Genomic DNA, 13,520 nt, shown 5'->3' with positions numbered 1-13,520 from the left:
ATGACTTGGCTCGCCCTTTGCGATTTCACCAATAGTGCCTTCATGGATCCCAAGCTTTCCAAGGGCGATCAGGGGACCAACAATGTGTTCGCCCGCACGTCCCCGCCAACTGGAAGAGCGACTGGAAGTCTTATTGTTGAGGTCGAAATTAGCGCGGAACGCACGGGGCAAATCGTGCTCCTTGAATACTCCGCAGTCGGCGACTGGAACCAGAGATTTTCGCTTCGATTGGACCCTACGGGCCAAACTGTTCTGGAAATGGTTAACGGCCAGAATAGACAAACAATGTCGGTCGCAACGGGGACGTCAATGCGCGACCGCAATATGCGCATCACCTACTCTTGGGACATGACGCACCAACGATCTCTCTTAACGATTGAGAACCTCCTCGAAGGGGTTCTAGTTCAGGCCGAGAAGCGCACAGCCATCGAATTCCCAATTCATATCGTCGAACGGCTAACCGTTTTGCGCCAAACAACTCGTGCGGATTCGGCGACCGTTTTTTTTGGCATATCGGACCGCGTGGAACCCGTCGGGTTCGCCGCGACGATCGCCGCGGGTGCGCCCGTCATGACGCCGCGTGGTCCCAAAGCCATTGAAAGACTGCGGGTGGGCGATGAAATTCTCACGCGCGATAATGGGCCACAGATCGTGCGCTGGGTGGGGAGTAGACACGTACCAACCAAGGGTAGTTTTCAGCCCGTGCGCCTGTCTGCTCCGTATTTTGGCCTCACGCATGATCTCCTTGTGGCGCCAGAGCAGCGCCTCCTCGTTGGTGGCGCAGAGGTGGAATACTTGTTTGGCGAAGAGGAAATTTTGGTCGAAGCCCGCCATCTTGTGAATGGCCGCACAGCGTTTAAGGAATCGAGGTTCTCGGCTATCCGATACTATCAAGTGCTCTTGGATAACCACGAGGTGATTGATGTGTCTGGCGGGTCTCTCGAAAGCCTGTACACAGGATCAATTTGCGATGATCCCGAATTGTTGCAAACCACTCTTCTGGCCAAAATGCCCGCCGGAACATTGCCACGCCATCTAAACCTTGCCCGCCCGCTGTTGCGTTCATACGAAGCGCTAAGCCTGAGATCGGCGCTTATGGGCTAGTCATAAAAAGGTGTTGATTGAACGACAATAACGCTGTTTTCTGCCTTCGCTCGGGCCATCAACGCGCGCTCATCGTCGGATATATCATGCCCTTCGGCAAGGCGCTCATCAAGCGTGCCATAGCCCGACACATCCAGCGGTGCCATATCTGCCTGCTTCAAAATCGCGACGGTTTCGCGCACGGCTTCGGCCTCATCTACGCCACTCGCATAGATCATTAATGCGGCCCCCGTAGACTTTGCGGGCAAACCATCGTTATCGCTGCGCCCAACTTCGACGAGCAAAGTATAGACCTGTTGGCGGGAAGGCGTTTTTGGTTTTTTGGGCTGTGAGTCTTGTGTCATGCCTCCGCTTAACAATCGCAGCGCATGCGGTCAATCTTCTCCCTTTTAAATTTATAGTTCCGCGATTTGGCCTTGAGCGCTTAAGCTCATCTTATCGATTTTCAGAAACGGACCGACGCGGGGATCAGACATATGGCGGCCTATGTAATTTTCGACGTCGAAATCTCGGACATTGAACAATATCAGGTATTTATGAAGGGGGTTTCGCCAGAACTTGAACGTGTTGGCGCAAAGTATCTGGCGCGGGGTGGCGATCTCAAAACCTATGAAGGCGATTGGCAGCCACGCAGGATTGTCTTGCTGGAGTTTCCGTCGCACAAAGCATGGGAAGAATTTTACTACGGCGAGACCTATCAAAACTTGAAACACATACGAGATGGGTGCAGTTCCGCGCGCTTGGTGAGTGTCGAAGGTATTGAATAAATTGTGCGGTGGCAGCCCAATAAATGGTCGCCACCGCTAATTTCACTGAACCGAATGGATCAATCGCGGAGTAATTCGTTGATGCCCGTTTTGGAACGCGTGCGCTCATCAACCGTTTTCACGATCACAGCGCAATAGAGGTTCACGCCATTTTTGCTTGGCAAGGAGCCTGAAACAACGACCGAGTAAGGGGGCACTTCGCCGTACATGATTTCGCCCGTTTCGCGGTCGACGATTTTGGTGGATTGGCCGATGAAAACCCCCATGCCAAGAACCGCGCCTTCGCGCACAATACAGCCTTCAACAACTTCCGAACGCGCGCCAATAAAGCAATTATCTTCGATGATTGTAGGACCTGCTTGCATGGGCTCAAGTACGCCGCCGATGCCTACACCGCCAGAAAGGTGCACGTTTTTGCCGATTTGCGCACAGGAGCCAACGGTGGCCCATGTATCAACCATGGTGCCTTCGCCGACGTGTGCCCCAAGATTTACAAACGATGGCATCAAAACCACGCCCGGCGCGATATAGGCAGATTTGCGCACAATCGCGTTTGGTACGGCGCGAAATCCAGCTGTTTTCCATTCGCTTTCACCCCAGCCTAAAAACTTGCTATCAACTTTATCCCACCAGCTTGCGCCTTGTGGGCCGCCGGATTGTTCTTCCATATCTTTGATGCGAAAGCCCAACAATACGGCCTTCTTGGCCCATTGATTGACGTGCCAATCGCCATTCTCTTGACGCTCTGCGACCCGCAATTTACCGCTATCTAGCGCATTCAATGTGTCTTCGATGGCGTCGCGTTGCTCACCCTTTGTGGCGGGGGTGATCGTGTCGCGAGCTTCCCAAGCGGCTTCGATGGCGTTCTCTAATTGTACGTTTGACATAGCGTTTTCGTCTTCCTGTATGGCGTTGGTTGGTCGAAGGATATAAACCTAGAAGGACAAACGCGCAATGCAGGTTAAAGGATACGGAACATGAATGAAGACAGCCGCCGCCACCCGTTTCGCGACAGCCATCAAGACCGCGAGCAATCGCACCACACGCCAGACACGCCGCAGTCGCTCTCGCCCTCGTATCGGTTGGCCTTTGACGACCATGATTTCATGTGCCGCGAAGAGCTTCGGCCCGTTCGATTACAGCTTGAATTACTCAAACCCGAAATGATGCTAGATGAGCAGGGCATCGACTCCACCGTCGTCATGTTTGGCGGCGCGCGGATTCCAGAACCCGCCAAAAAACACACGGCGCGCACCAAAACGCTCGCCGATCTTTCGGAATTCTACGACGAAGCGCGCGAATTTGCGCGGATATTGACGTTGAAATCTATGGAAACTGGGGGCCGCGATAATGTCGTGGTCACAGGCGGTGGTCCTGGTGTGATGGAAGCCGGAAACCGCGGTGCCGCTGATGCTGGCGGGCGCTCGATTGGCCTCAATATTGTTTTACCGTTTGAGCAAGCCCCCAACGAATATGTCACGCCCGAGCTTTGCTTCAACTTCCACTATTTCGGCATTCGCAAAATGCACTTCCTGATGCGTGCCAGTGCGATCGTGGTTTTTCCGGGTGGGTTTGGTACTCTGGATGAAACTTTTGAGGCCCTGACACTCATTCAAACGGGACGGATGGAACCCGTCCCGTTCCTGTTGTTTGGCAAAGCGTTCTGGCAAAAAATCATCAATTGGGAAGCCCTTGCCGAGGCGGGAACTATTTCCGAGCAGGATTTAAAGCTGTTCCAGTTTGTGGATACGGCGGCAGAAGCCATTGAAGTAATGGAAGGCTGGGAAAAGACCGCGAAACGCAAGAGCGTTCCGGGGCGCTAGTTCCAAGTTAGGGCGGCCCTCAGGTCGCCCTATTTTCAGCTTAAACCAGCTTCTCTTGCGATCTGCTTTTTGTTTTTACGCACGCGTTCGGTTTCCGACTTCAACTGACCACAAGCGGCCATGATGTCTTCGCCACGGGGACGACGAATAGGCGATGAATATCCCGCGTTGTGCACAATATCCGCAAAGGCGTGAATGCGGTTGTTCGAGCTGCGTTCATAGGGGGCACCGGGCCATGGATTGAAGGGGATGAGGTTGATTTTCGCAGGAATTCCCTCGATCAGCTTCGTCAAACGATGGGCGTCTTCGTCGGAATCATTCACCCCTTTGAGCATCACATATTCAAAAGTAATGCGCTCGGAATTACTGACCTTGGGATAGGCCCGCAGCGCATCTAGCAAGGCTTCAATATTCCAGCGTTTGTTGATCGGCACCAAAACGTCGCGCACCTCATCGGTTGTCGCGTGGAAAGACACCGCAAGTTGGCAGCCAATTTCCTCGGCCGTGCGCCAAATTTCGGGAACCACTCCAGAAGTGGACAGCGTGATACGACGGCGCGACAGGGAAATACCCTCGGGATCCATCGCAATTTTCATCGCATCGCGCACGTTTTCAAAATTATAAAGCGGCTCGCCCATGCCCATCAAAACGAGGTTCGACAAAAGCCGTGCTTCAGGCGGGTTTGGCACGCCGAGTTTGGGCCATTCGCCCAAATCGTCCCGCGCAACCAAAACTTGGCCAATAATTTCAGCGGGCGACAGATTGCGCACCAATTTTTGCGTCCCTGTGTGACAGAACGTACAGGTCAAAGTACACCCGACCTGCGAACTCACACAAAGGGTGCCGCGATTTTCCTCGGGAATATAAACGATCTCGACTTCATGGCCGCCCGCAATCCGCACGAGGTATTTGCGCGTTCCATCCTCGGAAACCTGCTTGGTCACAACTTCGGGTATCCGAATTTCACAGGTTGCCGCCAAAAGTTCGCGATAGTCTTTGGCCAAATTGCTCATCAGAGCAAAGTCACGCACACCTTTTTGATAGATCCATTGCCAGACCTGACCGGCCCGCATTTTGGCCTGTTTTTCCTTGGTCCCGATGGCAATCAGCGCGTCCTGCAAAGCAGGTCGTGTTAAGCCTACAAGATTCACCTTCTCGCTCGGCGCGTCTTTGCGCGGCAAAGTCAGGATATCAGGTGTTACAGCTTTTGAGACAGGCACAATTGGATCGGTCATTTCACTCTCCAGACGGGGACGAAGGCGGGTCTATACAGGGAATCTATCGGAATGCCAAAGGATTCGCTCAAACGAGCGAATCCGCAATTACGTCCACTTATAAAATCCTCTCGATAATCTCGAGTTAGGAGCCACACCGTTTTTCGGCTTCATCAATGGCCGCCGTAAATCCAAGCAGGCTAAACGTGTCTTGGGTTTGCGTTCCACGCGAGGAGCGCCCTGTCACAACAGCATCGGCACCGCGCTTCATGGCGCCGATGATTTTCGCGTCATCCCCAGAGGTTGCGGGCCATGCGTTCTCTTTGGTGGTGAAGAAATCAAATGTCGTTTCGCCAACTTTGACAGTCACGATCGAGCCATCCGCGAAGGGATAGCCGCCCGTGAACGATATTTCCGAAGTTACCGCAGACCCCGGACGATACGTTACATAAAGCAAAATGTCGCTTCTACGAACGGCCACATCCCGACCATCTTTGGTGTTTTTGGTGCTCTTAGGCGCGGACACGGCCCAACATTCGGTGGGGTCATCCTCAACAAACACACTCCAATCGGTGTTTGCCGCCACACGATTCGTGGATTCTTGGGCACCTACACTTGTTCCAAAAGCAACACACGCAAGTAGTCCAAAAACAATGCCGTGTGTTTTTGTAAATAATGATTTCATACTGTTCACAGCCTCCAGCTGTTTTGCCTCAATTTTCCAAGACTGTCGTCACTCTATAGGATGACTTTTGCACTGGTCCTGAGTTTTTATTCTCGATAAGCGTACTTTAGCGTAAAGCGAACGGATTTTAAAAGCCCCGTTGGCGGAAAATTGCTTAAAACTGCCCGCGCGACCAGATGACGGAATTCAAGGAAGCTAAATATGACATCCCCAATCCAAATGGCCGAACTCTGGCGTGGCGGAATTCTCGAATCTTATCACATGGGACACGCCGTAATTTGCGACGAATCTGGTGCGATTGTGAACGCGTGGGGCGACCCCGAGCAGATTATTTTCCCGCGCAGTTCTTGCAAAATGATCCAAGCGCTTCCCTTGATGGAAAGTGGCGCCGCCGAAGCCGCAAACCTTACCCAAGAACAACTTGCGCTCTCCTGTGCCAGCCACCAAGGTGCCGCGATTCACACAACACGTATTAAAAAGTGGTTGTCCGATTTGGGCCTTGGCGACGATGATTTGCGCTGTGGCCCCCAGCCGTCACAGGATGACGCCGAACGAACACGTTTAATTCTGGAACATGAATCCCCCTGTCAGCTACATAACAATTGCTCAGGAAAACACGCGGGCTTCTTGACGTTGAACAAACATATCGGCGGGGATGCGGAATATATCGATCCAAACCATCCCGTCCAAACCTCAATTAAGACCGCTTTTGAAGAAGTTACAGGCGTGACCAGTCCCGGATATGGCATCGACGGATGCAGCGCGCCTAATTACGCAACATCGGTTCACGGATTAGCCCGCGCGATGGCCTTTTTCGCAACCGCACGCGAAGGCCAAGGCACTCGCGAAACAGCGGCCGCCAAACTCGTCACAGCCGTGCGCACCTACCCCGAACTCGTGGCGGGGGAAACGCGGGCTTGTACCGAATTGATGCGGGCGATGGACCATAAAGTCGCCGTAAAAACCGGCGCGGACGGTGTTTTTGTTGCTATTCTTCCCGAGCAGAAACTTGGGATCGCGCTAAAAATTACCGATGGTGCAACCCGTGCAAGTGAATGTGCCATTGCCGCGATTCTGGTGAAGCTTGGTGTGTTGGAGGCCAACCACCCTGCAACGCTAAAGCGGATGAATGCGCCTCAGTTAAACAGGCGTGGCATTGAGGCGGCGTGGATTCGGCCGAGCGCAGCTTTCGCCTAGAGTAAATCCCAAAGCAATTTGGCTGCCAACGTCGCTGATGTGATGACCAAAAGGGGTTTTATGACCCGCGCTCCGATCTTCACCGCGAGCGCCGCGCCGCAGGTTGCGCCCGCAATTTGCGCCGCGCCCATGGCCAATCCGGTAAACCACCACGGCGTTGCCACCATGGAAAACGCCACGATCGCGCCAAGGTTTGAAGCGAAATTTAGCAACTTCGTATGCGCCGTTGCTTTAAGAATTCCGTAGCCTCCCAAAGTCACAAAGGCGATCATAAAAAACGATCCTGTCCCAGGCCCAAGCAACCCGTCATATGCCGCAACAAGCGGAATCATCGTGGCCGTAAAAACTGGAACTGACATGCGCCTTGTGCGGTCAAAATCATCCAGACCGGGCTTGAACGCAAAGAAAAGGGCGATGCCAACCATGAGGATAGGCAGGATAAAACGGATCAAATGAACCGGTAGAAACGAGACCATGAACGCGCCCGCAGCAGAGGCGAAAAAGGCAATGATTGCTGGAAAAATCTGCTCCCGCAGCGAGACTTGGCCCGCCCGCGCATAGGACAAGGCGGCGGTCGCTGCGCCAAATACGCCCTGCACTTTGTTGGTTGAAAGCGCCTCAATTGGCGAGGCTCCAGCAATCAATAGAACCGGCACTGTGATCAGGCCGCCACCGCCTGCAATCGCGTCGATGAACCCTGCGAAGAAACCCGCGAGGATCAGGAGTGCAAGGACCTCATAGGTGACTTCAAACATCTACAAAATCAGTTTTGGCATAGCCTTGTAAGTAAAGTAGAGCCGTCAAATCGCCGTGGTTAATTCGAATATCACATTGGGCTGCAACCGTCGGTTTGGCATGCAGAGCAACCCCAGAACCCGCGCGGCCCAGCATCCCAAGATCGTTCGCACCATCCCCAACAGCAAGGACATCCGCTTCCGAAATCCCCAGACGGGTAGTGATTTGTTCAAGTGCGTCGACTTTTGCCTGCCGTCCAAGAATGGGTATTCTCACCTCGCCACTAAGCTTTCCGTCCTTGATAATAAGGGTGTTCGCGCGATTTTCGTCGAACCCTAGCGTGGCCGCGACCTTGGCGGTAAAGGCGGTAAAACCACCTGAAACGAGGGCAGCGTAAGCGCCGTTTGCCTTCATGGTTGCGAGAAGAACGGGGCCACCGGGCATCAAGGTAATGCGTGTTTCCAAAACCTGATCGATGACGGATTCGTCGAGTCCCTTAAGCAAACCCACGCGTTCGCGCAAAGCGCCGTCAAAGTCCAACTCACCGTTCATTGCGCGCGCCGTAATGTCCGCAACACGCGGGCCAACGCCCGCTTCATCGGCCAATTCGTCGATGCATTCTTGCTCGATCATCGTGCTGTCCATATCGGCGAGCAGCATTTTCTTGACGCGATTTTCGCGCGGCTGCACGATCAAATCCACCCCCATGGACTGAAGGTTTTCCCATACGTCCCAACGATTTACAGGCACATCCGCAAGGACAAACTCCGCCGCTTCGCCAACTGAAAGCCAAATCGCATCGCCACCACCCCAAGCATTTCGCAGGGATTCAACGGTCTCGCGGGTAAGCGTGGAAGAAGTGGGGCTGGTAAGGAGCGTGGCTATATACATGGAAGTTTCCGATAGTGGATATTGCGCGGTAAATTTGTGTGACTAACCGCGAATTAGCGCAATTTAGCGGCTTGCGCCAGTCATTGAAGCCCTCTATCTCGATCCGTGGGACACCCTTCCCCAACGAAGGGCTTATATCTGTGAGGATACCATCAATGGCTACCACGACTCCGGCAACGCGCCCGGCCAATCCGCGTTTTTCTTCTGGCCCATGTGCCAAACCTGCTTCCTGGACATTAAACGATCTCGCTGACGCGTCTTTGGGCCGCTCGCATCGTGCAGCTGTCGGCAAAGCAAAACTCAAGGCCGCGATCGAAAACACCCGCGAAATCCTTGGAATCCCTACAGATTATAAAATTGGCATTGTTCCCGCCTCTGATACTGGCGCGATGGAAATGGCGATGTGGTCCTTGCTGGGCGAACGTCCCGCAGAAATGGTTGCGTGGGAGTCCTTCGGCGCAGGTTGGGTCACGGATGTTTTGAAGCAACTCAAAATCGAGGCCAATGTGCGCACCGCGGAATACGGCGAAATCGTCGATATGACCGCTGTTGATTACAACAAAGACGTTGTTTTCACATGGAACGGAACGACATCTGGTGTGCGGATGCCTAACGGCGACGCGATCCCCGCGGACCGCGAAGGCCTGACCATTTGCGACGCCACTTCGGCAGCGTTCGCGATGGACCTTCCGTGGGACAAACTCGACGTTACAACCTTTAGCTGGCAAAAAGTGCTGGGCGGCGAAGCAGCGCACGGGATGTTGATCCTAAGCCCACGCGCTGTGGAACGCCTTGAAAACTATACACCTTCTTGGCCTCTCCCTAAGATTTTCCGCCTTACCAAAGGTGGCAAATTGATCGACGGCATCTTTAGTGGCGAAACAATCAACACGCCTTCGATGCTCTGTGTTGAAGACTATCTTGTGGCGCTTGAATGGTCCAAAAAACAAGGTGGCCTTAAGGGTTTGATCGCTCGTGCGGACGCAAATACTGCTGAGATTTCCAAGTTTGTCGAGACACATGACTGGATCGAATTTCTCGCTGCGGACCCTGCTATTCGCTCCACAACTTCGGTTTGCGTGAAGTTCACGGATGCGCGGATCAAGGACGGTGCAGTGTTTGCCAAGGCCGTTGCAAAGCGCCTCGAAAACGAAGGCGTTGCGCTGGATATCGGTGCGTATCGCGATGCACCAGCGGGTCTTCGGATCTGGTGTGGTGGCACGATTGAAGCCTCCGATGTGGCGGCCTTGATGCCGTGGCTCGACTGGGCGTTCAACGCCGAGATCGCCGCTCAATAATCTGTCTGAAGGTTGAAACTTTAAAGTTTTTAAACCTTCAGACCCCCCCCTTTTTTAAACTTTTTAAACTTCTGAGGAGGCCACCATGGCACCTAAAGTTCTCGTTTCCGACAAACTCAGCGACGCCGCTGTTCAAATTTTCCGCGACCGTGGAATCGACGTAGATTTCGAACCCAACCTTGGCAAAGACAAGGACGCGTTGCTCGCGAAGATCAAAGACTATGACGGCTTGGCCATTCGCTCGGCGACCAAAGTCACCGAAAAAATCCTCGCTGCTGCCGACAACCTCAAAGTCATCGCGCGCGCTGGCATCGGGGTGGACAATGTTGATATCCCGGCGGCGTCTAAAAAAGGTGTGATCGTCATGAACACGCCGTTTGGCAACATGATCACAACGGCCGAGCATGCGATTGCGATGATGTTTGCGGTGGCCCGTCAAATCCCAGAAGCGAGCGCCAGCACACATGCGGGCAAATGGGAAAAATCCAAATTCATGGGTGTTGAGCTGACGCATAAAACCCTCGGCGTGATTGGCGCGGGTAATATTGGTGGGATCGTTTGTGATCGGGCTGTTGGTCTGAAAATGAAAGTAATCGCTTATGATCCCTTCCTTTCGGAAGAGCGCGCGGCAAAACTTGGCGTTACCAAAGTTGAACTCGACGAGTTGCTTGAGCGTTCCGATTTCATCACGCTGCACGTGCCTGCAACCGACGCGACACGCGGCATGATCAACGCCGAGACAATTGCGAAAATGAAAAAAGGTGTGCGGATTATCAACTGTGCGCGCGGCGGTCTGGTGATTGAAGCGGACCTTGCCGAAGCCCTCAAATCTGGTCACGTTGCTGGCGCGGCCTTTGATGTTTTCGAAGTTGAGCCAGCAACGGACAGCCCGTTGTTCAATCTTCCCAACGTGGTTTGTACGCCGCACCTTGGCGCGTCCACAACCGAAGCCCAAGAAAATGTCGCGGTGCAAGTTGCCGAGCAAATGTCCGACTACCTCCTCACTGGAGCCGTCACAAATGCACTCAACATGCCATCGGTCACTGCCGAAGAAGCCAAAATCATGGGCCCTTGGATCAAACTTGCCGAGCACCTTGGCGCGTTCATCGGCCAATTGACCGACGAACCCATCAAGGCCATCAACATCACCTATGATGGCACGGTTGCGGAAATGAACTTGGCCGCCCTCGAATGCGCCGCGATTGCGGGCATCATGCAGTCGACAAACCCAGACGTGAACATGGTTTCGGCACCGGTTATCGCCAAGGACCGTGGCATTAAAATCAGCAAAACCACGCAGGAAAAATCGGGCGCGTTTGATGCTTATATCAAGGTAACAATCGCCACGGCGAAACGGGAACGCTCGATTGCGGGAACTGTTTTCAACGACGGCAAGCCACGCTTTATCCAGATCAAAGGCATCAACATCGACGCCGAAGTCGGCGCGCATATGCTCTATACCACCAACAAAGATGTTCCGGGCATTATCGGGACGTTGGGCGGCATCATGGGTGAAAACGGCGTCAATATCGCCAACTTCACTTTGGGTCGCGCAGATCAAGGCGGCGACGCGATTGCGTTGCTTTATGTGGATGGAAAGGTCTCTGACACCGTCCTGAAAAAACTCACGGATACGGGCTTGTTCCAATCCGTGAAGCCTTTGGAATTCGACGCTACCTAGGCCCACGGGTACTGAGAATTTCACAGAAGATCCGCCGGTTTTGCTGGCGGGTCTTTTGTGGTTTTATCGCAAAATAATCTTGAAGGAACGCAATATGCGCACGTATGCAATCGGTGATATCCACGGACAACTCGACATGCTGCATGATGCGCACGCCCGTATTGCGCGGGACAAAAAGCGTGTGCAGGATACCGAAGCGCCGATTGTGCATTTGGGCGATTTGGTGGACCGTGGCCCCGCGTGCAAAGCGGTGGTGCAATATCTTCTCGACGGGATTGATGCTGGTGAAAACTGGGTCGTCCTGATGGGAAATCACGACCGCATGTTCCTGTGGTATTTGGAAAAGGTGTCCAAAAACGACCCGCATTTATTTATCGGTCTCGACTGGCTGAATGCGCGGATTGGTGGCACGGAAACGCTGGCGTCCTATGGTGTCGAGGTTGACGCGAAGCGGCGCTATGGCGAAGTTCATGCCGAGGCGCGCAGCAGTGTTCCGCAATCCCACATCAATTTCCTGAGCCAACGGCCGACGTCCTTTACACGCGGCGATGTGCATTTTGTACATGCGGGGATTCGCCCGACAGTGCCTTTGAATGCCCAAGATGAGGATGATCTGGTTTGGATTCGCGAAGGTTTTTTGGACAGCGATGTGGACCACGGGGCGCTTATTGTGCACGGGCATACCGCGTTAACCCATGCAACGCGCTATCCTAACCGCGTTAATTTGGACAGTTCTGCGGCCTATGGAAACCACCTGACAGCCGCCGTTTTTGAGGGGCGGGATGTTTGGCAACTATCGTCAACTGAGCGCGAGGAAATTACGCGGCACGAGGTTCCAACAACCCTGCCAGAGGCGCATTTTTTCAAGCGTTAGACCGACGTGACGTAATTCTTTGCGTGCGCCGTCAGAATGCTAGGCTTTTCCAAAATGACATTGGAGAGAGCCATGACAGACATCGTAATTCTAGGCGGGGCGCGGACGGCCGTTGGCAGTTTTGGCAAGAGTTTGGTCGGCGTTGCTCCGACGGAATTGGGTACAATCGTCGCCAAAGAAGCCATGTTGCGCGCGGGTGTTGAACCGGCGCAAATTGGCACAGCGGTTTTTGGAACCGTGATCAATACTGAACCACAAGACATGTATCTCTCACGCGTTTGCGCGCGGCAGGCAGGCGTGCCAGACGGGGTTCCGGCGATGAATGTGAACCGGCTTTGCGGGTCAGGAGTTCAGGCACAAATTTCGGTGATTCAGTCTCTAATGCTGGGTGATTGTGACTTTGGGCTGGCCGGTGGTGCGGAAAATATGAGTCGCTCGCCGTATATCCTCCCTGCCGCGCGCTGGGGCGCGAAAATGGGAGATGCGGTTGCTCAAGACATGATGCTGGGCACGCTAAATTGTCCGTTCGGGTCGGGGCATATGGGTGTTACCGCCGAGAACGTCGCGCAGGAACATGACATCACGCGGGCGCAGCAGGACGCCTTTGCGCTTGCGAGCCAAGAGAAGGCGGTCGCGGCGATTGAGGCCGGATATTTCACGAGCCAAATCGTACCGGTTGAAATCAAGGTGAAGCGCGAGGTGGTGCAGTTTGATACCGACGAGCATCCGCGTGCAACGACGCTTGAGGCCTTGGCGGGGTTGCGCCCAGCGTTTCAAAAGGACGGGACCGTTACGGCGGGCAATGCATCGGGGATCAACGACGGGGCGGCGGCTTTGGTATATGCCACGGCATCCGCGGCGGAAAAAGCGGGCCTAAAACCGCGCGCGCGTGTTTTGGGCTATGGGATTGCGGGGGTGCGCCCCGAGGTTATGGGGATCGGGCCTATTCCAGCGGTTCACGACCTTTTGGCAAAGACGGGCCTCAAAATCAGCGACTTTGATGTGATTGAAAGCAACGAAGCCTTCGCGTCTCAGGCCTTGGCCGTGGCGAAGGAATTGGGGATGGACCCCAGAGTGATCAATCCTAACGGCGGGGCGATTGCGCTTGGGCATCCCGTGGGCGCGACGGGAGCGATTTTGACAGTGAAGGCGCTGTATGAATTGGAACGCACGGGCGGAAAACGCGCCTTGATCACCATGTGCATTGGCGGCGGTCAGGGGATCGCGCTGGCGATTGAAAGGCTCTAACCC

The 13,520-nt window shown here is 54.0% G+C and carries 14 protein-coding genes; 8 read left to right on the top strand and 6 right to left on the bottom strand.

Annotation, left to right across the window (positions count from 1 at the left end):
- A complete protein-coding gene (locus tag AB9F26_RS14985; RefSeq protein ID WP_369768375.1) occupies positions 1-1,104 on the top strand; it encodes a Hint domain-containing protein in 1,104 nt (367 codons plus the stop codon).
- On the opposite strand, the gene AB9F26_RS14980 is transcribed toward AB9F26_RS14985, so the two are convergent.
- Positions 1,101-1,448, bottom strand: a complete 348-nt coding sequence (locus AB9F26_RS14980) for a hypothetical protein (protein ID WP_039000286.1) — start codon at positions 1,446-1,448, stop codon at positions 1,101-1,103. The two genes, AB9F26_RS14985 and AB9F26_RS14980, sit on opposite strands and share 4 nt — an antisense overlap.
- 132 nt (positions 1,449-1,580) lie before the next feature.
- Between AB9F26_RS14980 and AB9F26_RS14975 the strand changes: the two genes are divergently transcribed.
- Positions 1,581-1,871 carry a DUF1330 domain-containing protein gene (locus AB9F26_RS14975; protein WP_039000287.1) on the top strand — a complete coding sequence of 97 codons (291 nt, stop codon included), beginning with the start codon at positions 1,581-1,583 and terminating at the stop codon, positions 1,869-1,871.
- A gap of 59 nt (positions 1,872-1,930) precedes the next feature.
- Here the strand turns inward: AB9F26_RS14975 and dapD are convergent, their stop codons facing one another.
- Positions 1,931-2,758: a 2,3,4,5-tetrahydropyridine-2,6-dicarboxylate N-succinyltransferase gene (dapD, locus tag AB9F26_RS14970; RefSeq protein WP_369768374.1), complete on the bottom strand. Its 828-nt coding sequence runs from the start codon at positions 2,756-2,758 to the stop codon at positions 1,931-1,933.
- A gap of 90 nt (positions 2,759-2,848) precedes the next feature.
- On the opposite strand from dapD, the gene AB9F26_RS14965 reads away from it, so the two are divergent.
- Positions 2,849-3,694 carry a TIGR00730 family Rossman fold protein gene (locus AB9F26_RS14965; protein WP_039000289.1) on the top strand — a complete coding sequence of 282 codons (846 nt, stop codon included), beginning with the start codon at positions 2,849-2,851 and terminating at the stop codon, positions 3,692-3,694.
- Between the two features lie 35 nt (positions 3,695-3,729).
- Here AB9F26_RS14965 and rlmN read toward each other — a convergent pair whose 3' ends face one another.
- Both rlmN and AB9F26_RS14955 read right to left on the bottom strand, forming a co-directional pair.
- Positions 3,730-4,929, bottom strand: coding sequence for a 23S rRNA (adenine(2503)-C(2))-methyltransferase RlmN (rlmN, locus tag AB9F26_RS14960; RefSeq protein ID WP_335584615.1), 1,200 nt, complete (start codon positions 4,927-4,929; stop codon positions 3,730-3,732).
- A 124-nt stretch (positions 4,930-5,053) separates the two neighbouring features.
- Positions 5,054-5,593 carry an invasion associated locus B family protein gene (locus AB9F26_RS14955; RefSeq protein WP_369768373.1) on the bottom strand — a complete coding sequence of 180 codons (540 nt, stop codon included), beginning with the start codon at positions 5,591-5,593 and terminating at the stop codon, positions 5,054-5,056.
- A 201-nt stretch (positions 5,594-5,794) separates the two neighbouring features.
- Here AB9F26_RS14955 and AB9F26_RS14950 point away from each other — a divergent pair, with 201 nt between their 5' ends.
- Positions 5,795-6,790 carry an asparaginase gene (locus tag AB9F26_RS14950; protein ID WP_335584614.1) on the top strand — a complete coding sequence of 332 codons (996 nt, stop codon included), beginning with the start codon at positions 5,795-5,797 and terminating at the stop codon, positions 6,788-6,790.
- On the opposite strand, the gene AB9F26_RS14945 is transcribed toward AB9F26_RS14950, so the two are convergent.
- Positions 6,787-7,545: a TSUP family transporter gene (locus tag AB9F26_RS14945; RefSeq protein ID WP_335584613.1), complete on the bottom strand. Its 759-nt coding sequence runs from the start codon at positions 7,543-7,545 to the stop codon at positions 6,787-6,789. The genes AB9F26_RS14950 and AB9F26_RS14945 overlap by 4 nt on opposite strands.
- Entirely contained in the window at positions 7,538-8,416 is an 879-nt protein-coding gene (serB, locus tag AB9F26_RS14940; RefSeq protein WP_335584612.1) for a phosphoserine phosphatase SerB, read from the bottom strand. Before serB ends, AB9F26_RS14945 begins: the two co-directional genes overlap by 8 nt.
- A gap of 155 nt (positions 8,417-8,571) precedes the next feature.
- Here serB and AB9F26_RS14935 point away from each other — a divergent pair, with 155 nt between their 5' ends.
- From AB9F26_RS14935 to AB9F26_RS14920, 4 genes are all read left to right on the top strand, one after another.
- A complete protein-coding gene (locus AB9F26_RS14935) occupies positions 8,572-9,714 on the top strand; it encodes a phosphoserine transaminase (RefSeq protein ID WP_369768372.1) in 1,143 nt (380 codons plus the stop codon).
- 85 nt (positions 9,715-9,799) lie between these two features.
- Complete coding sequence (serA, locus tag AB9F26_RS14930) at positions 9,800-11,395, top strand: phosphoglycerate dehydrogenase (RefSeq protein WP_039000298.1); 1,596 nt, start codon at positions 9,800-9,802, stop codon at positions 11,393-11,395.
- A 94-nt stretch (positions 11,396-11,489) separates the two neighbouring features.
- Positions 11,490-12,269 (top strand): metallophosphoesterase, encoded by a 780-nt coding sequence (locus AB9F26_RS14925; protein WP_369768371.1) that lies wholly within the window; start codon positions 11,490-11,492, stop codon positions 12,267-12,269.
- 72 nt (positions 12,270-12,341) lie between these two features.
- Positions 12,342-13,517: an acetyl-CoA C-acyltransferase family protein gene (locus tag AB9F26_RS14920; protein WP_369768370.1), complete on the top strand. Its 1,176-nt coding sequence runs from the start codon at positions 12,342-12,344 to the stop codon at positions 13,515-13,517.
- The last annotated feature ends 3 nt before the right edge of the window (positions 13,518-13,520 follow it).

Origin of the sequence: Falsihalocynthiibacter sp. BN13B15 (genome assembly GCF_041205415.1) — a bacterium.
GTDB lineage: Bacteria > Pseudomonadota > Alphaproteobacteria > Rhodobacterales > Rhodobacteraceae > Falsihalocynthiibacter > Falsihalocynthiibacter arcticus.
The sequence above is the reverse complement of the archived record's forward strand: the minus strand, read 5'-3'. Positions and strand labels throughout refer to the sequence as shown.